This window comes from Pseudomonas sp. NPDC086581 (assembly GCF_044746165.1).
Taxonomy (GTDB): Bacteria; Pseudomonadota; Gammaproteobacteria; order Pseudomonadales; family Pseudomonadaceae; genus Pseudomonas.
The window spans coordinates 36,909-56,124 of the sequence record NZ_JBIVBR010000009.1; the positions used below are offsets into that span (position 1 = coordinate 36,909).

Annotated in this window: 15 protein-coding genes and 1 riboswitch; of the genes, 6 read left to right on the plus strand and 9 right to left on the minus strand. The window is 66.8% G+C overall.

Annotated features, from left to right (window positions below):
• Nucleotides 1-111: 111 nt before the first annotated feature.
• On the minus strand, nucleotides 112-2,946 hold the full coding sequence (gene uvrA / locus ACIPK7_RS18530) for an excinuclease ABC subunit UvrA (protein ID WP_081517084.1): 2,835 nt from the start codon (nucleotides 2,944-2,946) through the stop codon (nucleotides 112-114).
• A 212-nt stretch (nucleotides 2,947-3,158) separates the two neighbouring features.
• Here uvrA and ACIPK7_RS18535 point away from each other — a divergent pair, with 212 nt between their 5' ends.
• From ACIPK7_RS18535 to ACIPK7_RS18545, 3 genes are all read left to right on the plus strand, one after another.
• Nucleotides 3,159-4,547, plus strand: coding sequence for an MFS transporter (locus ACIPK7_RS18535; protein WP_401089408.1), 1,389 nt, complete (start codon nucleotides 3,159-3,161; stop codon nucleotides 4,545-4,547).
• A gap of 18 nt (nucleotides 4,548-4,565) precedes the next feature.
• Complete coding sequence (gene ssb, locus ACIPK7_RS18540; protein ID WP_017521888.1) at nucleotides 4,566-5,063, plus strand: single-stranded DNA-binding protein; 498 nt, start codon at nucleotides 4,566-4,568, stop codon at nucleotides 5,061-5,063.
• Between the two features lie 174 nt (nucleotides 5,064-5,237).
• The gene (locus tag ACIPK7_RS18545) at nucleotides 5,238-5,426 is read left to right on the plus strand and encodes a hypothetical protein (protein WP_401089410.1); all 189 of its coding nucleotides are present in this window, start codon (nucleotides 5,238-5,240) and stop codon (nucleotides 5,424-5,426) included.
• Nucleotides 5,427-5,479: 53 nt separating this feature from the next.
• Here the strand turns inward: ACIPK7_RS18545 and ACIPK7_RS18550 are convergent, their stop codons facing one another.
• The 8 genes from ACIPK7_RS18550 to cobG form a co-directional block, all read right to left on the minus strand.
• Nucleotides 5,480-6,808 carry an MFS transporter gene (locus ACIPK7_RS18550; protein WP_401089412.1) on the minus strand — a complete coding sequence of 443 codons (1,329 nt, stop codon included), beginning with the start codon at nucleotides 6,806-6,808 and terminating at the stop codon, nucleotides 5,480-5,482.
• A gap of 175 nt (nucleotides 6,809-6,983) precedes the next feature.
• The gene (locus tag ACIPK7_RS18555) at nucleotides 6,984-9,428 is read right to left on the minus strand and encodes a TonB-dependent siderophore receptor (RefSeq protein WP_401089414.1); all 2,445 of its coding nucleotides are present in this window, start codon (nucleotides 9,426-9,428) and stop codon (nucleotides 6,984-6,986) included.
• Between the two features lie 177 nt (nucleotides 9,429-9,605).
• Complete coding sequence (locus ACIPK7_RS18560; protein WP_401089416.1) at nucleotides 9,606-10,580, minus strand: FecR domain-containing protein; 975 nt, start codon at nucleotides 10,578-10,580, stop codon at nucleotides 9,606-9,608.
• Nucleotides 10,577-11,074, minus strand: a complete 498-nt coding sequence (locus ACIPK7_RS18565; protein WP_192435047.1) for a sigma-70 family RNA polymerase sigma factor — start codon at nucleotides 11,072-11,074, stop codon at nucleotides 10,577-10,579. Before ACIPK7_RS18565 ends, ACIPK7_RS18560 begins: the two co-directional genes overlap by 4 nt.
• 272 nt (nucleotides 11,075-11,346) lie before the next feature.
• Complete coding sequence (gene cobJ, locus ACIPK7_RS18570) at nucleotides 11,347-12,996, minus strand: precorrin-3B C(17)-methyltransferase (protein WP_401089418.1); 1,650 nt, start codon at nucleotides 12,994-12,996, stop codon at nucleotides 11,347-11,349.
• On the minus strand, nucleotides 12,996-13,736 hold the full coding sequence (locus ACIPK7_RS18575) for a precorrin-2 C(20)-methyltransferase (RefSeq protein ID WP_081517091.1): 741 nt from the start codon (nucleotides 13,734-13,736) through the stop codon (nucleotides 12,996-12,998). The genes cobJ and ACIPK7_RS18575 overlap by 1 nt, the downstream gene beginning before the upstream one ends.
• Nucleotides 13,736-14,362, minus strand: coding sequence for a precorrin-8X methylmutase (locus tag ACIPK7_RS18580; RefSeq protein ID WP_192435043.1), 627 nt, complete (start codon nucleotides 14,360-14,362; stop codon nucleotides 13,736-13,738). The genes ACIPK7_RS18575 and ACIPK7_RS18580 overlap by 1 nt, the downstream gene beginning before the upstream one ends.
• Nucleotides 14,355-15,710: a precorrin-3B synthase gene (gene cobG, locus ACIPK7_RS18585; RefSeq protein ID WP_192435041.1), complete on the minus strand. Its 1,356-nt coding sequence runs from the start codon at nucleotides 15,708-15,710 to the stop codon at nucleotides 14,355-14,357. Before cobG ends, ACIPK7_RS18580 begins: the two co-directional genes overlap by 8 nt.
• A 77-nt stretch (nucleotides 15,711-15,787) precedes the next feature.
• Nucleotides 15,788-16,029, minus strand: a riboswitch (cobalamin riboswitch).
• Between the two features lie 67 nt (nucleotides 16,030-16,096).
• Here cobG and cbiE point away from each other — a divergent pair.
• Genes cbiE through ACIPK7_RS18600 form a run of 3 tightly spaced genes read left to right on the plus strand, consistent with a single transcriptional unit; the run spans nucleotide 16,097 to nucleotide 19,133 of the window.
• Nucleotides 16,097-17,308 carry a precorrin-6y C5,15-methyltransferase (decarboxylating) subunit CbiE gene (gene cbiE, locus ACIPK7_RS18590; RefSeq protein WP_401089421.1) on the plus strand — a complete coding sequence of 404 codons (1,212 nt, stop codon included), beginning with the start codon at nucleotides 16,097-16,099 and terminating at the stop codon, nucleotides 17,306-17,308.
• A 2-nt stretch (nucleotides 17,309-17,310) separates the two neighbouring features.
• Nucleotides 17,311-18,408 (plus strand): cobalt-precorrin-5B (C(1))-methyltransferase, encoded by a 1,098-nt coding sequence (locus tag ACIPK7_RS18595; protein WP_401089423.1) that lies wholly within the window; start codon nucleotides 17,311-17,313, stop codon nucleotides 18,406-18,408.
• Nucleotides 18,405-19,133, plus strand: coding sequence for a cobalt-precorrin-6A reductase (locus ACIPK7_RS18600; protein ID WP_401089425.1), 729 nt, complete (start codon nucleotides 18,405-18,407; stop codon nucleotides 19,131-19,133). Before ACIPK7_RS18595 ends, ACIPK7_RS18600 begins: the two co-directional genes overlap by 4 nt.
• The last annotated feature ends 83 nt before the right edge of the window (nucleotides 19,134-19,216 follow it).

A 19,216-nucleotide genomic window follows, 5' to 3' on the forward strand; every position in this document is an offset into this window, starting at 1 on the left:
TTGCAGGAGCGCGCGAGGCGCGCTGATCGCGGGCATGGCCCGCTCCTGCAATAGCCCAAAGAAAAGCCCCTGCGCCGTTCGGCAGCAGGGGCTTTTTCATGCCGGTGCGGATCAGGCCCGATCGCGCTCCAGCAGTGGCTTGAGGAAGTGCCCGGTGTGCGACACCGCCAGCTCCGCGACCTGCTCCGGTGTGCCGGTGGCGATGATCTGGCCGCCCTTGGAGCCGCCCTCGGGACCGAGGTCGACCAGCCAGTCGGCGGTCTTGATCACATCCAGGTTGTGCTCGATCACCACCACGGTGTTGCCGTGGTCGCGCAAGCGGTGCAGCACGTCGAGCAGTTGCTGGATATCCGCGAAGTGCAGGCCGGTGGTCGGCTCATCAAGGATATACAGGGTCTTGCCGGTGTCGCGCTTGGACAGCTCGCGGGACAGCTTCACCCGCTGCGCCTCACCACCGGACAGCGTGGTCGCGCTCTGGCCCAGCTTGATGTACGACAGGCCTACGTCCATCAGTGTCTGCAGCTTGCGGGCGATGGCTGGCACGGCATCGAAGAACGCGCGGGCATCTTCGATGGTCATGTCCAGCACTTCGGTGATGCTCTTGCCCTTGTAGCGGACTTCCAGGGTCTCGCGGTTGTAGCGCTTGCCCTTGCAGACGTCGCAGGGGACGTAGATGTCCGGCAGGAAGTGCATTTCCACCTTGATTACGCCGTCGCCCTGGCAGGCCTCGCAGCGGCCGCCCTTGACGTTGAACGAGAAGCGCCCCGGACCGTAGCCGCGCGAGCGGGCTTCCGGCACGCCGGCGAACAGCTCGCGGATCGGCGTGAACAGCCCGGTGTAGGTCGCCGGGTTGGAGCGCGGAGTGCGGCCGATCGGGCTCTGATCGATGTCCACCACCTTGTCCAGGTGCTGCAGGCCGTCGAACGAGTCGTAGGGCGCGACTTCCAGCGTGGTGGCACCGTTGAGCGCGGTGGCGGTGATCGGGAACAGGGTGTTGTTGATCAGCGTCGACTTGCCCGAGCCGGAGACGCCGGTGATGCAGGTGAACAGGCCGACCGGGATTTCCAGGTTGACGTTCTGCAGGTTGTTGCCGCGCGCGCCCTTGAGCTTGAGCAACTGCTTCTTGTTGCGCGGGGTGCGCTCGGCGGGCACGACGATCTTGGTGCGACCGGACAGATAGGCACCGGTGACCGAGTCCGGATGGTCCATGACCTGTTGCGGCGTGCCCTCGGCGACGATCTGCCCGCCGTGCACGCCGGCGCCGGGGCCGATGTCGACGACGTAGTCGGCGAGACGGATGGCGTCCTCGTCGTGCTCGACCACGATCACCGTGTTGCCCAGGTTGCGCAGGTGGGTGAGGGTGCCCAGCAGGCGCTCGTTGTCGCGCTGGTGCAGGCCGATCGAGGGCTCGTCGAGGATGTACATGACGCCCACCAGGCCGGCGCCGATCTGGCTGGCCAGACGGATACGCTGGGCCTCGCCGCCAGACAGGGTGTCGGCGCTGCGGTCCAGGGTCAGGTAGTCGAGGCCGACGTTGACCAGGAACTGCAGGCGCTCGCGAATCTCCTTGAGAATCTTCGAGGCGATCTCGCCGCGGCGGCCGGTCAGGGTCAGGCTCTCGGCATATTCACAGGCAGTGCCCACCGGCATCGAGGTGATCGCCGGCAGGGTCTTGTCGCCCACCCACACGTGGCGCGCTTCGCGGCGCAGGCGGGTGCCGTGGCAGTCCGGGCAGGGCTGGGTGCTGAGGAACTTGGCCAGCTCCTCGCGCACGGTGGCCGACTCGGTCTCGCGGTAGCGGCGCTCCAGGTTCGGCAGGATGCCCTCGAACGGGTGCGCGCGCTTGACGATATCGCCGCGGTCGTTGAGGTAGCGGAACTCGACGTTCTCGCGGCCCGATCCGTTGAGGATGAACTTCTGGTGATCTGGGTCGAGGTCCTGGAAGGGTTCTTCCAGGCTGAAGCCGAAGTGCCCTGCCAGCGAGCCGAGCATCTGGAAGTAGTAGACGTTGCGCCGGTCCCAGCCGCGAATCGCGCCTTCGGCCAGGGTCAGCTCGCCGTTTACCACCCGGCGCGCATCGAAGAACTGCTTCACGCCCAGGCCATCGCAGGTCGGGCAGGCGCCGGCCGGGTTGTTGAAGGAGAACAGCTTGGGTTCCAGCTCGCTGATGGAGTGGCCGCAGATCGGGCAGGCGAAGCGGGCGGAGAAGATCATCTCTTCACCTTCTTCATCATCCATCGGGGCGACGAGAGCGATGCCGTCGGCCAGGTTGATCGCCGTCTCGAAGGATTCCGCCAGGCGCTGCTGCAGGTCGCCACGCACTTTGAAGCGGTCGACCACGATATCGATGGAGTGCTTGAGCTTCTTGTCCAGCTTGGGCACTTCATCCAGTTCGTAGAGCTTGCCGTCGACGCGGGCGCGGACGAAGCCCTGGGCGCGCATCTCCTCGAATACTGCGAGGTGCTCACCCTTGCGCTCGCGGATCACCGGGGCCAGCAGCATGAGCTTGCGGCCTTCGGGCAGCGCCAGCACCTGGTCGACCATCTGGCTGACGGTCTGCGCTTCCAGCGGGATGTCGTGGTCCGGGCAGCGCGGAATACCCACGCGCGCATAGAGCAGGCGCAGGTAGTCGTAGATCTCGGTGATGGTGCCCACGGTGGAGCGCGGGTTGTGGGAGGTGGATTTCTGCTCGATGGAGATCGCTGGCGACAGACCTTCGATGGTGTCGACGTCGGGCTTTTCCATCATCGAGAGGAACTGCCGGGCGTAGGCCGACAGGGATTCCACGTAGCGACGCTGGCCCTCGGCATAGAGTGTGTCGAAGGCCAGGGAAGACTTGCCGGAGCCGGACAGGCCGGTGATCACGATCAGCTTGTCGCGCGGCAGGGTCAGGTCGATGTTCTTCAGGTTGTGGGTACGTGCCCCACGGATGAGGATCTTGTCCACTACGGCCTCGCTTGGCGGGCGAAAACTATCGATTATACGGGGCGTTTCCGGCACGCGGCAAAGTAGCGCGTGTGTGCCCTTGGACCGTTGGGCTGATAGAATGCGCGGCTATTTTTCGGCGTTGGCGACAACCGGCCCTGCAAGGCCCGGATGGCGCGATGCCACGGGGGCAATCCAGCGCATTCCCGTTATTCGTCTTTCATGAGGGGCTTATGCACGATTCCCACACTGAGCGCATGAGTGGCACCGAAACCCGCGCGGCCGCCGGCCTGTCCCTGGTCTTCGCGTTCCGCATGCTCGGCATGTTCATGGTCCTGCCGGTGCTCGCCACCTACGGCCAGGACCTGGCCGGCGCCACCCCGGCACTAATCGGCCTGGCCATCGGCGCCTATGGCCTGACCCAGGCGATCCTGCAGATTCCGCTGGGCACCCTGTCTGACCGCATCGGCCGCCGACCGATCATCGTCGTCGGCCTGCTGGTGTTCGCCGCCGGTGCCGCGCTGGCGGCCAACGCCGATTCCATCTGGGGCATCATCGCCGGCCGCGTCCTGCAGGGCGCCGGGGCGATCTCCGCGGCGGTGATGGCGATGCTGTCCGACCTCACCCGCGAGCAGCACCGCACCAAGGCCATGGCCATGATCGGCATGAGCATCGGCGTGTCCTTCGCCGTGGCGATGGTCGCAGGCCCCGTGTTGACCCACTGGTTCGGTCTGCACGGCCTGTTCTGGTTCACCGCCGGCATGGCCCTGGTGGGCATGCTGATCATCCTGTTCTTCGTGCCGACGCCTGACCACCGCATGCAGCACCGCGAGTCCAGCGTGGCCAAGCAGTCGCTGCTGCCGACCCTGAAGAACGGCGAGCTGCTGCGCCTGGACGCCGGCATCCTGGTCCTCCACGCGATCCTGATGGCCAGTTTCGTCGCGTTGCCGCTGGCGCTGGTGGAGCGCGCCGGGCTGCCCAAGGAAGAGCACTGGTGGGTTTACCTGACCGCGCTGCTGGTGGGCTTCTTCGGCATGGTCCCGTTCATCATCTACGCCGAGAAGAAGCGTCAGATGAAACGCGTGCTGACCGGTGCCGTGGCGACCCTGATGCTCTGCGAACTGTTCTTCTGGGAGTTCGGCAACAGCCTCAAGGAACTGGTGTTCGGCATCATCGTCTACTTCACCGCGTTCAACCTGCTGGAGGCCTCGCTGCCTTCGCTGGTGAGCAAGGTTTCGCCTGCCGGCGGCAAGGGCACGGCGATGGGCGTTTACTCCACCAGCCAGTTCCTCGGTGCCGCCGTGGGCGGCATCCTGGGCGGCTGGATGTTCCAGCACGGCGGGCTCGACGGGGTGTTCATCGGCTGCGCGGTGCTGGCTGCCCTCTGGCTGGCGATTGCTGTTACCATGCGCGAACCGCCTTATGTAACAAGTATTCGCCTGCCTCTGTCCGATGAGGCGCTGCGCGATGCTTCGTTGGTTGAGCGTTTCAAGGCATTGCCCGGTGTGAGCGATGTGATGGTGGTCGTGGAAGAAGCGGCCGCTTATGTCAAAGTGGATTCCCAACAAGTTGATCGCACGTCCCTCGAGCGCCTCGCTGGTGCCGAGCAGGCGACGTGCTGAAGCCTTTAGGAGAGCGTCATGGCCCGTGGGGTTAACAAAGTCATTCTGGTCGGTAACGTCGGTGGCGATCCGGAAACCCGCTACATGCCCAACGGCAACGCGGTGACCAACGTCACCCTGGCCACCAGCGAGAGCTGGAAGGACAAGCAGACCGGCCAACAGCAGGAGCGTACCGAGTGGCACCGCGTGGTGTTCTTCGGTCGCCTGGCGGAAATCGTCGCCGAGTACGTGCGCAAGGGTTCGCAGATCTACGTCGAAGGCAGCCTGCGTACCCGCAAGTGGCAGGGTCAGGACGGTCAGGACAAGTACACCACCGAAATCGTGGTCGACATCAACGGCAACATGCAACTGCTGGGCGGTCGTCCAGGCGCCGGTGGTGACGACGCTCCGCGCGCTCCCCGCGAGCCGCAACAGCGTCCGCAGCAGGCTCAGCGTCCTGCGCCGCAGCAGCAGTCCCAGCCCGCGCCGCAACCGGCTCCGGACTACGACAGCTTCGACGACGACATTCCGTTCTAACTCGAACGGATCGTCACCAAGAGCGCAGCCTTCGAGCTGCGCTTTTGCGTTTCTGGGACGCTCGTTTTGGCGAATCCTTGCAAGGGTCTTTCTCGAAAGCAGCTATTTAATTAGCTAGCTAATTAAATGATTCTGGCATTGCCTTGATGTACGGCAAAACCGGAGAAGAAAGACATGAGCATTACAGTGACCGAGCGTGACGACGACCATAAATCCCGCGAGTTCCGCGCCCACGGCGGGCGTTGCTGGGATGTGTATCAGGAAGGCCAGCTGGTCGGCATCTTCCACTCCGAGGGTGAGGCGCAGGCCTACCGCATGTCCCTGGAACTGGAGGCGCGCTATCGCCACGCGGCGGAGTTCTAACCCCGGTTGAAGCAAAAGGCCCCGTCGAACCGGGGCCTTTTGCTGTCTGCCGCTCAGTGCGGCCGTTTGCGCAGGCGATGCGCCGGAATGCCCATCAGCAAGATCAGCGCGCCGATGGCCAGGGCCGCTGCGATCACGTCGAAGGCCAGGTACAGGTTGCCGGTGGCGGTCTTGATCGCGCCGACCATGATCTGGCTGATCACTCCCGCCAGGCCGCCGATGGCGCTGATCACTGCAATGCCGCCGGCTGCCCGGGCAGGGCTGAGCAGGGCCGGTGGAATGGTCCAGAACAGCGAGAGGGCGGACATCGCCGTTGCTGCGCCGAGGGTCATCAGGGCCACCGAGAGTAGCAGGTGACCCTGGGCGAAACCGAGCAGGAAGAAACTGATGGCGCTGACCAGCATGGTCGCGCCGACGTGCCAGCGTCGTTCCTGGCGCTTGTCCGAGCTGCGACCCAGCAGGTACATGCCGACGATACCCACTGCGTACGGCAGGCTGGCGAGCAGTCCGATTGACTTGAGGTCCTCGATACCGAAGCCGCGGATCAGTGTCGGCATCCAGTACGACACGGTGTTCGAACCGCTGTAGACGCAGAAGAACACCAGGCCGGCGATATACACCCGCGGGTCGCGCAGCACATCGAGGAAGCGGCCGTGTTCGCCGGATTTCGCCGGCTCGCTGGCCAGTGCCGCCTCCAGGCGATCCTTCTCCTCGTCGCTCAGCCAGTTCGCCCCGCGCGGTCGGTCGGCCAGCCAGTACCAGCCGAACACCCCCAGCAGTATCGCGGGGATGCCTTCGAGGACGAACAGCACCTGCCAGTCGCGCAGGCCCATCCAGCCGTGGAAGTGGGTCATGATCCAGCCGGCCAGCGGGCCGCTGGTGATGCCGGCGACCATGGCCGACATGATGAATACGGCGGTGATCCGGCCCCGCAGTTCGCTGGGGAACCAGTACGTGAGGTAGAGAATGACGCCAGGGAAGAACCCGGCTTCAGCGACGCCCAGGAAGAACCGCGCGACGATCAGTTGATTGGCAGTGGTGACGAAGGCGGTGGCCACCGTGACGATGCCCCACAGCACCATGATCCGTGTCAGCGTGGCGCGGGCTCCGGCACGCTGCATATACAGATTGCTGGGTACCTCGAAGAGGATGTAGCCCAGGTAGAAGATGCCGGCGCCGATCCCGTAGGCTGCCTCGCTCAGGGCGATGTCTTCGGCCATGCGCAGCTTGGCGAAGGAAATGTTGAGGCGGTCGATGGCATTGATCGCGTAGGCAAGCACCAGGAAGGGCAGCAGGCGCCAGATGACCTTGCGATAGAGCGCGCGGCTGGATGTCATCTGCTCGGCCAGAGGGGACGAGATCGTCTCGAGACTTTGACTCATGAGGGCTCCTGCTGGCTTGGCCAGGTTGTTCTTGTTGTGCGAGAGCGCGGACAGGAGGGCGAGCATAGAGCGGTGCTGTTCCAGCAGTGCCCACCCGAAGGGGGGATATGGCTGGCTGCAAATGTAAGAGGAAGTTGCAGAGGGCATGCGCCCTCTGCAACTGGGTGGCTTGCAATCAGAACTGGTAGTTCACCGTCGCAGTGACGTTGCGCTTCTCGCCGAAGTAGCAGAAGTCCAGGCTGTAGCAGGACGCCACGTAGTCCTTGTCCAGCAGGTTATTGGCGTTGAGGCTGACGTCCAGGCCCTTCAGGCCGACGCGGGACAGGTCGTAGCCGATGCGTGCATCCACCAGGGTGTAGTCCGGTACGCGCAGGGTGTTTTCCTTGTCCGCCCAGGTCTCGCCGACGTAGCGGGCGCCGCCGCCGAGGGTCAGGCCGTCCATCGGGCCGGCGTTGAAGCCGTAGTCGGCCCACAGCGAGGCCATGTGCTTGGGCGCCTGGTTCGGGGTGTGGCCCTGGTTGCCGTCCAGCGATTTCGTGTAGGTGATGTCGGTGTAGGTGTAGCTGCCGAGTACCTTGAGGTTGTCGGTGACCTGGGTGTGGGCCTCCAGCTCCAGGCCCTGGGAGCGCACTTCGCCCACGGAGGTGTAGAAGTTGTCCTGCGGCTCCTTCGACGCGACGTTTTCCTGGGTGATGTGGAAGATCGACGCGGTGTACAGGCTACGGCTGCCCTCGGGCTGGAATTTCAGGCCGGCTTCCCACTGCTTGCCCTCGGTCGGTTCCAGCGGCGTGCCGGACTGGTCGGAGTAAGCGTTGGGGTTGAACGACTCGGAGTAGCTGATGTACGGCGCGATGCCGTTGTCGAACAGGTACAGCGCGCCGATGCGTCCGGTGAATTTCTTCCAGTCGTCGTCGGCCTTGCTGCCGCTGCTGCGGTTCTTGTCCTCGACCGTCACCCAGTCCTCGCGCACGCCGAGGGAGAAGCGCCAGTTGTCGATGTCGATCAGGTCCTGCAGGTAGACGCCGGTCTGTTCCAGGCGACGGGTGTGGTTGTCGTCCGGGTAGTAGCTGATGGCGTCGTTGCCATAGTGCGGATCGAACGCGTCCAGCGGCTGCGCCGAGCCGGAGCGCCAATCCACGGTGGTGCGGCGGCGCTGGTAGTCCAGGCCCATCAGCAGGGTGTGTCTGGCCGCGCCGGTGTTGAACTCGGCCTGCGCCATGTTATCCACGATGTACGCCTGCAGGTGCTCGCGGGCGCCAGAGAAGTAGCGGTTCAGGGTGTTTTCGTCCGGCGCGGTCCAGCCGTAGGCATAGACCTGCGAGAGATCGACGTCGGAATCCAGGTAGCGGAAGTTCTGCCGCGCGGTCCACACGTCGTCGAAGCGGTGCTCCAGCTGGTAGCCGAACATGCGCTGGGTGCGGTCGAAGTCGTCCTTGCTCGGCTCGCCGTCGAAGAACTCGCGGGAGATCTTCTGGCCGTTGTGGTGGAACAGCGCGCCATCTGCCGGCACGCCGCCGTGGTAGCCGCCGTTCGGGTCGTGTTGCAGGTAGCCCTGCAGGGTCAATGTGGTGTCGTCGGTGAAGTCGATGGCCAGGGTCGGGGCGATGGCGTAGCGCTCTTCCTTGACGTGGTCGAACTGGGTGTCCGAACCCTTGCCCAGGCCGACCAGGCGGTAGGCGATGCGTTTCTCCTCGTCCAGCGGGCCGCTGAAGTCGAAGCCCATTTCCTTCTGGCCCATGTTGCCGACGGTGCCGGTGATCTGGTGGTAGTCCTCGTACAGCGGCTTCTTGCTGGTCAGCGCCACCAGGCCGCCGGGCAGGCTGCGGCCGTAGAGCACCGAGGACGGGCCCTTGAGCACGTCGATGCGTTCGAGGAAGTACGGGTCGATCTGCATCGAACTGAAGGTGCCGCTGTCGCCCATGGCCTTCAGGCCGTCGAGGTAGATGTTGTCCACGCTGTTGTCGGCGAAGCCGCGCATGACGATGTAGTCGTAGCGGTTCGAGGCGCCGACCTGGCCGGTGAAGATGCCGGGCGTGTAGCGGATCGCCTGTTGCACGGTTTTGGACGCGGTGTCGTCGATCTGCTCGCGGGTGATCACCGAGACGCTCTGGCTGGTTTCCAGCAGGGACTTGGAGGTCTTGGTGGCGATCTGGCTGTGGGTCGCCAGGTAGCCGTCTTCCTCGCCCAGCGCGTTGCCGAGGGCGAACACCTCGCTGGACGGCATGGCCAGCACGTCGCTTGGCGCGGCCGCCCGCAGTACGTAGTTGCCGTCGCCCTGGTCCAGGGCTTCCAGCGGAGTGTCCACCAGCAGGCGCGAGAGGCCCTGGTCCACCGAGTAGGTACCGTTCAGCCCGGCCGAGTTCAGGCCGCGGGTCTGCTCCGGGGTGGCCGACAGGGTGATGCCGGCCTCGCGGGCGAAGCTGTTCAGCACCTCGCCCAGCGGTCCGGCCGGGATCGCGTAGGCGCGGCTGCTGGTGATGGCGGCAACGTCTGCGGCGAAGGCGCTCAGCGGCAGGCTGGCTCCCAGGCTGGCGCACAGCAGCGCGCCGCGTACGGCATGGGCCAGCCGGTTGGCGCGGGGCAGGGCGGAGGAGGGCATCGGGAGGTGGATGGCTGGCATGCTGGGGCTTCCGTGGACAAGGGGAATGATCGGGTTATTCCTCCTTGCCGATCCGGGCGGCGAAACCCGACAAAAATAATTCTCGTTTGAGAAATAAAACTGTTTGGCGCTGAATTGCAGTAACGAGCCACGTCCGCGATCGCGCCCATAGGGTGCCCCTGCAGATGCAATTGACCGTCAGCCCCGCGCGCTCACCGTCACCCACCAGTCCGTGCGCTTCTCCACCCGCACCGGCAGGGTCTGCGGCAACAGGGCCAGCAGCTTGTCGGTGTCGTCCAGGCGGAATACGCCGGACAATCGCAGGTCAGCCACGCTGGCATCGCAATGCAGATGACCGTGACGGTAACGGCCGATCTCGGCGAGGAAGTCCGCCAGGCGCATGTCGCGGGTGACGATCAGGCCCTCGGCCCAGGCGGCGCTGTCCATGTTGCTGCGCTCGGCCAGCAGCGCGCTGTCGCCGTTGATCTCGTAGGACTGCCCGGCTTCGGCGATGGTGGTGGTCTGGCCGCGTACGCGCGGGGCGATGGCGACCGAACCTTCCTCGACACTCAGACGCGTGGAGCGCTCGTCCTGGCGCAGCACGAAGCGGGTGCCCAGAGCCTCGAACAGACCATCGCGATTGCGCACCCGCAATGGGCGCGCGGCGTCCTTCGCGGTGCTGACGAGAATCTCGCCGCGCTCCAGCACCAGCAGGCGCTGGCTCGGATCGAAGCGCACGTTCACCGCGCTGTCGGTGTTCAGTTGCAGCAGGCTGCCATCGGCCAGGGTGAAGCGCCGACGCTCGCCGGTGGCGGTGCTGTAGTCGGCCATCCAGCGTTGCCAGGGCACGACGTCGCGCGCCAGCCACAGCGCGGAGGCGCCGATGGCGAAGGTCGAGAGCAGCTTGAGCGCCTGGCGCCGCTGCAGGCGCTGGCTGGTGCTTTCCAGCGTCTCCAGCGCCACGCGGGCGCCGGGCACGGCCTGGTAGCCGGCGGCCAGTTCGCTGTTCAGCGCCTGCACCCGCAGCCAGGCGGTTTCGTGTTCGGGGTTGGCCTGGCGCCAGTGCTCGCAGGCGCTGAGCAACTCAGCATCGGCATTGCCGCTCAGGCGCAGGGTCCACTGGATGGCCTGCTTCACCACCCGCGGATCGGGCGTGGCGCTGGCGCCGCTCACTCGGCGTACCGCAGCTGGTAGCAGTGGAACAGCGCTTCGGCGATGTAGCGCTCCACCGAGCGTATCGAGACGCCCAGCTCTTCTGCGATTCGCGCATGGGGCATGCCTTCGCACTGGGCCAGCAGGAAAGCGCTGCGTACTTTCGGTTTGAGGCCGTCGAGCAGACGGGCGATGTTCTCCAGCAACTGGAGGATATTGTGCCGCTCTTCCGCTGATGGCATCTGCGCTTCCGGCAGGTGGGCGATGGAGTCGAGGTAGGCGCGCTCCAGCTCCTGGCGACGCCAGTGGTCGATCACCAGGCCGCGGGCGACGGTGCGCAGGAAGGCGCGCGGGGTATGCAGTTCGACGCGCTCGGGCCTGAGCAATACGCGCAGGAAGGTGTCCTGGGCCAGGTCGGCGGCATCGGCGGCGTTGCCCAGCCGGCCGCGAAGCCAGTTGTGCAGCCAGCCGTGATGGTCGCTGTAGAGCGACTGGACGTCGAAGGTCGAGGACATGGGGGCGCAAGGTTGCAAATGATAATTTATCGCATTTTCAACAAGGCGATGGCCATTTGCAAGATGTGTCTGAAAGACCCAGTGCCCCCGACTCTTTATCGGTGGACGGTCCGCCTGGTTGCGCCGTGCCTGGGTTTTCCCCTCACCCCAGCCCTCTCCCTGTGGGAGAGGGCAATTCCTGGCGCTAAATTCCAGGATGGAGCTTCGTAGGGTGGGTATCGCTTCACGCCATCCTACGTGGACGCCAACGGTCGCTATCGGCGTTAGAGCTGTCAGCGATACCAGCGTGGCGTATACACCCAGTCGCCACCGCCAGCGCGGGGGAAGCGCCGGGTCAGGGACGAGCCGATGATTACCAGGGTGCGCATATCCACCATCTCCGGCACCAGTTCGCCGAGGGTAACGACGCGCAGGGCTTCCGCCGGGCGGCCGATATCGCGGCCGAGCACCACCAGGGTTTCCGGCGTGCGGTGGCGGCGGACGATTTCCAGCGCGCGTCCCAGTTGCCAGGGGCGTGCCCTGGAGATCGGGTTGTAGAAGGCCATGGCCAGGTCGGCGGCGCCGGCATGGTGCAGGCGCTTTTCGATGGTGTCCCAGGGCTTGAGGTTGTCCGACAGGGAAATCAGACAGAAGTCATGCCCCAGCGGCGCACCGGCCTTGGCGGCAGCCGCCAGCGCAGCAGACACGCCCGGCAGTACCTCCAGCTCCACGCCATGCCAATGCGGGTCGCTGCTCTCGTGCAGGGCTTCCATCACCGCGGCGGCCATGGCGAACACGCCGGGGTCGCCGGAGGAAATCACCACCACGCGCCGGCCGCTGGCGGCCAGTTCGAAGGCATGACGGGCGCGCTGCATTTCCTCGCGGTTGTCGGTGCAGTGGCGCACCTGGTCGTCGCGCAACGGCTCGGCCATCTTCACGTAGGTCTCGTAGCCGAGCAGGTCCTGGGCTTCGTCCAGCGCGCGGCGCACGGCGGGGATCATGAAGTCGCTGGCGCCGGGGCCCAGACCGATCACGCTGAGTCGTCCGCGCGGCTGACCGATGCCTTGGGCTTCAGCTGGCGTGGCGGTGCGGTGCAGATGGAAGGAGTCGCCATGCAACACAGCCGGCGGCAACTCATCGTCGCTGTGGATGAACCGCAGTGGCACGCCCAGCTCACGGGCGGCCTCCGCCAGCGCCGGATCGGCCATGCGGCAGCGCGGCGCCACCAGCGCGGCCAGCGACGCCTCGGCCAGCCCGGCCTGCGCCAGGCCCTGGCGAATGCGCTCGGGCAGTTGCGAGTCCACCAGCGTGACGTGGGCGAGGACGAGGCGCGGATGGATGCGCAGCTCGTTCTGCGCGATGCCCACGACGCGCGCATCGATACGCAGGGTGTGCGCGGCGTCGTCGGCCAGCGGCAGGTCCAGTTCCTCCAGCCAGGGCGCGTAGCCCTCGATGCGCAGGGTGTCGCCCCCCAGCAGGTCGGAGACGAAGCGCTTGCCCTGTTCGATATCCGCCAGCGCATAGCCCGGTGGCGGGTCGAGCAGGCAGGCACCGAAACGCAGTTCGCCGCTGGTGGTGATGGCGGGCGTCACCTCCAGCGCAGCGGCCAGCTCGCGGGCCATGCGGTTCACCCCGCCGAGCCCGCCGAGCAGCGGCACCACCGCGCTGCCGTCTTCGGCGACTGCCAGAACCGGCGGCTCCGCGCCTTTCTCGACCAGCACTGCCGCGAGGGTGCGGATGACGATGCCTGCCGCGCACAGGGCGATGATCGGGGTATCGTCGCGGTAGAGCTGGCGCAGGGTTTCGCCGAAGTTTGCGTAGGATTCATCGGCGCCTTCGACACGGTCTTTCAGACCCAGCACACGCGCCTGTGGATAAACGCCCTGCAGGCGTCGCGCCGTAGCCAGCGCACCCTGGCCGAGAATGACGATGGCAGCGCGCATCAGCCGTTCCACCGCTGGCCGGGGATGACGATCATCGAGAAATACGGCGAGGCCATCGGGTCCACGTCGTCCAGCGCGACGATGCGCTGCTCGCGCATGGTTGCGCGCTCGACGTAGTGGGCGCCGCCGTCACGGCCCAGCTCGCGCAGCACGCGGCGAACCTTGTCGAAGTTGCGGCCGAGCTTCATCACCACCGCCGCATCGGCGTCGGCCAGGCGGCGCTTGAGTTCGTCTTCGGGCAGCACGCCGGAGAGCACCGACAGGCTCTGGTTGCGGTACACCAGCGGCACGCCGAGCACCGCCGCACTGCCGAGCATCGAGCAGACGCCGGGTACGACTTCGGTGTCGTACCGCTCTGAAAGTCGGTCATGCAGGTACATGTAGGAGCCGTAGAAGAACGGGTCGCCCTCGCAGATCACCGCCACGTCGCGGCCGGCATCCAGGTGCATCGCCACCTGCTCGGCAGCGGTGTCATAGAAGTCGCTGATCACGCCTTCGTAGGTCAGCGGTGGCTCCAGCTTCTCGGTAGTCACCGGGTAGACCAGCGGCAGGCGTTGCTGCTCATCGAGCAGGTGCTGCTCGATGATGGCGAAGGCGTTTCCGCCCTGGCCGGCGTGGTGCTTGGCCTTGGCCACGAAATAGCCGATCACCGGGGAGGCGCGCAGCAGGCGCAGGGCCTTGAGGGTCAGCAATTCCGGGTCGCCCGGGCCGACGCCCAGGCCGATGAGGCGGCCGGTCATCACTCCACCTCCGTGGCCAGGGCGTTCACTGCGGCGGCGGCCATCGCGCTGCCGCCACGGCGACCGCGGACGATCACGTAGGGCACGCCACGGCTGTCGGCGGCGAGGGCGTCCTTGGACTCCATGGCGCCGACGAAGCCCACCGGGAAACCGAGGATCAGCGCCGGTTTCGGCGCGCCGGCATCGAGCATTTCCAGCAGGTAGAAGAGCGCGGTCGGCGCGTTGCCGATCACCACCACGCTGCCTTCCAGGTGCTCGCGCCAGTGCTCCAGCGCCACCGCCGAGCGGGTGTTGCCCAGTTCGCGGGCGAGGTCGGGTACGTCTGCATTGTTGAGGGTGCAGATCACCTCGTTGTGGGCCGGCAGGCGCGCGCGGGTGATGCCCTCGGCGACCATCCGCGCATCGCAGAGGATCGGTGCGCCAGCGGCCAGCGCCGCACGGCCGATGGCCCCGGCGCCGGCGGAGAAGTGCAGGTCCTGCACGACGTCGACCATGCCGCAGGCGTGGATCACCCGCACGGCGAGTTTCTCGAGGTCGGCGGGAATGCCGGACAGGTCGGCTTCGGCGCGAATAGTGGCGAAGGACTGGCGGTAGATCGCCTGGCCGTCGCGAATGTAATCAAGCATCGGTGAGGGCTCCGGGTGCGGCCAGCAGGTCGCCGGCGGCATCGAGGGAAAGGTTGCGCGCCACTGGCTGGCCGAAGCCGGCCACGCCATCGGCGCGACGGAACAGGTCATAGCGGCCGTCGGCGACGGCCAGCAGGGTGTAAGGGGCGACGTGGGCGGCGGCGCAGGAGCGCGGGCAGCCGCACAGGTGTACACCGGCCGGCGGTGCGTGGCGCAGGCGCTCGGCCAGGCGCAGCGCATCGGCCTTAGTGTCGGCCAGCCCACGGGCGCAACCGCTGGAACCGCTGCATGCGACGAGGCGCGACAGCGGCTGCGCGGCGTCGATCACCAGGCCGAGGTTGGCCAGCGCGCCGAGCACGACGGCGGCATCGGTTTGTGCCACGCCAGGGAGGATCAGACTTTGCCAGGGCGTCAGACGCAGCTGTCCGACGCTGAAGCGCTCGGCAAGATCCGCGAGGCCGAACAGGGTGGTGCTGTCGAGGCGTCCGAGGACGAATCCCGCGCCGACCATGACCCGTTCCGGCTGACGCTGGGGCTGAATTCCGAGATGGCCGAAAGCCTGCGGCGCAGGACGTCGCCAGTTATCCACAGCCGCTCCGAGTTGCAGCGGGAAGGGCAGGCGTTGCTGCAGGCGCTCCAGCAGCACTTCATCGCGAAGCATCTCGCGCAGGTGGCGCATGCGCGTCTGGCCGTCGCCGGCAAGATCGAGGAACAGGTGCAGCAGAGTTTCCACCAGCAGCGGTACCTGTTCGGCGCTGACGGCGGCGAGAGCAGGGCGATCGGTCTCGCGCTGCGGTGGGCAGCCGGCCAGGCCGAAGGCGAACAGCGGCGCGGCACCGTCGGACATGGCCGAAAGCCAGAGATCGTTGGGGTGTTCCAGCATCGCCAGCGTTTCGCCGGCGTCCAGCTGGATGCCGAACTTGGGCGACAGGCCGTGGAAGCGCGGGGTGTGCTCCAGCAGGTCGAGCAGCTGGCGGGCCAGCGGGCTCGCGTCGAACGCGCTGCCAGTGTCCAGGCCGAGCGCCGGGCTGACCAGCAGGTTGCGCACGTCGTCCGAAGCCAGCTCACGCGGGCCGAGGCCGGCGGCCAGCAGTTCACGGCTCAGCGCATTTTCGGCGCCGGCATGTACGCCGCGAATTTGCAGGTTGGCGCGGTTGGTCGCTTCGAGCACGCCGTCTGCATGCCGTTCGGCCGCCAGGGCGATGGCGCGCGCGGCGTTGGCGTCGAGTTGCCCGCAAGGCAGCTTGAGGCGGCAGATGCCCCCATCGCGGGAGGCCACGATGCGCAGCAGGCCGGGGCAGGCATGCGGACGGACGGGCAGGGCTGAAGGGTCTTGCACGGTGGTCACCAGGGCTGGATCGCGGTGACCTGCGAATCCCCCAAAGGGGACTTCACGACACCGATACACCCCGCTCGATGTCTGCACGCGCGACTGGTTTCGTCGGCAGGTCTCCTGGCTGGCAGGTCCTCATCCAGCGCGGCCTTCCCGGTTGCCCAGTGGCCTGGCCGGCGGCACGGAACGTCGTTCTCGTGTCGCCGCATTGCGCGGACTCGCTGCTTACAGTTGCGGGGGCAGCCACGGCTTAACCGTGTTCCCTCTTCGGCTCTGAGAAACTTCACCGCAAAAGGCGAAGCGTCCTACGAGCACCGACGAAGCGGGTATTATGCCTGCTTTGTTCGGAGGCAGGAAAAGCCTGCCCGTCGGATCGATCGTCGCACCCCTGAGGACATTTCATGACGCCCTGGCTGACCATTGTCGGCATCGGCGAGGACGGCTATGCCGGCCTCGGCAAGGCCGCGCGCCGCGCCCTGCTCGCCGCCAGCGAAGTGATTGGCGCGCCACGCCAGCTGGAGTTACTGCCGCATTGCCTGGGCGCCCGTCGCCAGGCCTGGCCGAGCCCGTTCAGCCTGGAGCCGGTCTTGCGTCGACGCGGTGAGCCGACCTGCGTGCTGGCCAGCGGCGACCCGATGCTGTTCGGCGTCGGCGCAAGCCTTGCCCGTCAGATTCCGTCCGAGGAAATGCTCGTACTTTCCGCGCCGTCTTCCGCTTCGCTCGCTGCCGCGCGGATGGGCTGGGCGTTGCAGGACTGCACGCTGCTGTCGCTGGTGGCGCGCCCATTGGCGGCACTCAATGCGCAGATCCACGACGGCGCGAAGCTGCTGATCCTCAGCAACGATGGCAGCAGCCCGGCGGCCATCGCTGCGCTGCTGCGCGAACGGGGTTTCGGCGCGAGTCGCCTCAGCGTGCTGGAGCACCTGGGCGGCGAGGTGGAGCGACGCATCGACGGACTCGCCAGCGACTGGTCGCCGAGCGAGACCGCCGCGCTGAATCTCGTTGCGGTGCAATGCGTGGCGGGTGCTGACGCTGTTCGCCTGCCGCTGACCACCGGCCTGCCGGACGAGGTCTACCGCCATGACGGCCAACTGACCAAGCGCGATGTTCGCGCCGTAACCCTGGCGCGGCTGGCGCCGAAGCCCGGTGAGCTGCTGTGGGATGTCGGCGCCGGTTGCGGTTCCATCGGCATCGAATGGATGCGCGCACATCCGAGCTGCCGCACGCTGGCCATCGAAGCCAACGACGGGCGCCAGGAGCACATTCGCTTCAACCGTGACGCCCTTGGCGTGCCGGCGCTGCAACTGGTCTGCGGTGCCGCGCCGGAAGCCTTGCAGGGTCTGGAGCGCCCCGATGCGATCTTCATCGGCGGCGGTGTGACCCTGCCTGGTGTGTTCGAGCAATGCTGGGAGCAACTCAAGCCCGGCGGCCGGCTGGTCGCCAACGCGGTCACCCTGCAGAGCGAATCCATGCTGCTCAGCTGGCGCGCCCGCATCGGCGGCGAACTGACCCGCCTGTCGGTGTCCCAGGCCCAGCCGCTGGGCGGCTTCGATACCTGGCGCGCGGCGTTGCCGATCACCCTGCTGGAAGTGCGCAAGCCCCTGGCCGATTGACGATGCGCGAAGAGACTCCGGAAGAACCCCGCCCGCTGCGCAGCGGTTACACCACCGGCAGCTGCGCCACCGCCACCAGCCTGGCCGCCGCGCGTCTGCTGCTCACCGGTGAAACGCTGGACGCTGCGCAGATCGTCCTGCCCAAGGAGCGCAGTGCGACCTTGCGCCTGGAGTTCTGCCGGCTCACCGCCGAGGGTGCCGAAGCCGGCACGCTGAAGGATGCCGGCGACGACCCGGACGTGACCCACGGTGCGCTGGTCTTCGCCCGCGTCGCCCTGAGCGCTGAACCCGGTGTGCGCTTCCACGCGGGAGAGGGCGTTGGCATCGTCACCAAACCGGGGCTGGTGCTGGCGGTGGGCGAGCCGGCGATCAACCCGGTGCCGCGGCAGATGATGCAGGGCAACCTCGCTGCACTGGCGGCCGGGTGCGGCTACGCCGGCGGCTTTGAGGTCACGATCCACGTCGAGGGGGGCGCCGAGCTGGCGCTCAAGACCATGAACCCGCGCCTGGGCATCCTCGGCGGCCTGTCGATCCTCGGCACCACCGGCATTGTCCGACCGTTCTCCTGTTCGGCCTACATCGCATCGATCCAGCAGGGCATCGACGTCGCCCGCGCCAACGGCTTCCGTCATCTCGCCGCCTGCACCGGCAACGCCAGCGAGGACGCCATGCGCCGTCGCTACGGCTTCGACGACACCGCGCTGATCGAGATGGGCGACTTCGCCGGCGCGGCGCTCAAGCACCTGCGCAAGGTGCCAGTGGAGCGTTTCAGCATCTGCGGCGGCTTCGGCAAGATCAGCAAGCTGGCCGCCGGCCATATGGACCTGCACAGCCGCCACTCCAGCATCGACCTGCCGCAGCTGGCGGAGTGGGCGGCCGAAATTGGCGCGTCGGAGGAGCTGCAACAGCGCATGCGCGAAGCCAACACCAGCCAGCAAGCGCTGGCATTGTGTCGCGCCGAAGGCGTTGCCCTCGGTGATGCCGTCTGCGCCCGCGCGCTGACCTTTGCCCGGCGCATCGTACCCGCTGAAGTGACGCTGGAAGTCTTCGCCATCGACCGCCAGGGCAATCTGGTGGGCGAAGCGCTGGAGGTGCGATGAAACGGGTGCTCCTGCTGGGCGGCATCGGCGAGGCGCTGACCATTGCGCGTCGACTCGGGCCGCCACACCTGTACAGCCTGGCCGGTCTGGGCAAGGTGCCGGACGACCTCGCCTGCGAGGTGCGCGTCGGTGGATACGGCGGCGCCGAAGGCCTTGCGGACTACATCCGCGACCGCGGTTTCGACCTGCTGCTCGATGCCACCCATCCCTATGCCGCGCAGATCAGCGCCAACGCCGCCCGCGCCGCACAACTCGCCGGCGTGCCCTGTTGGGCGCTGCGTCGTCCCGGTTGGCAGGCCGGTATCGATGACGACTGGCGCGAGGTGGCAGGGTGGCCGGCACTGATCTCGGCACTGAATGATTTTCGCCGCCCGCTGTTCACGATGGGCCGCGAGCCGTTGGAGCACCTCGAGGACATTCCCCAGCATCAACACTGGACGGTGCGCTGCCTGCAGAGCCTGCCCGGCAACGAGCGCGCCGAAGTGCTCGGCGCGCGCGGGCCGTTCACTCTCGATGGTGAGCGTAAGCTGTTCGCCCGCCTGGGCACCGACGTGCTGGTGAGCAAGAACAGCGGCAGCCAGGCCACCGAGCCGAAGCTGCAGGTTGCACGCGAGTGTGGCGTGCCGGTGCTGATCCTGGCGCGGCCGGCGTTGCCAGCGGTGGACCGCGAGTTCGACAGTGTCGAGTCTCTCTGGCAGGCGCTTGGGCCCCTCGCCGCGGATTGACGGAACGTCCCGCTTAGCAAGTGTTCACAGCTTCGTAGCGTTTCGCGGGCAAGCTCGGCATCGCGTCAAGATCGCGCTTCTCC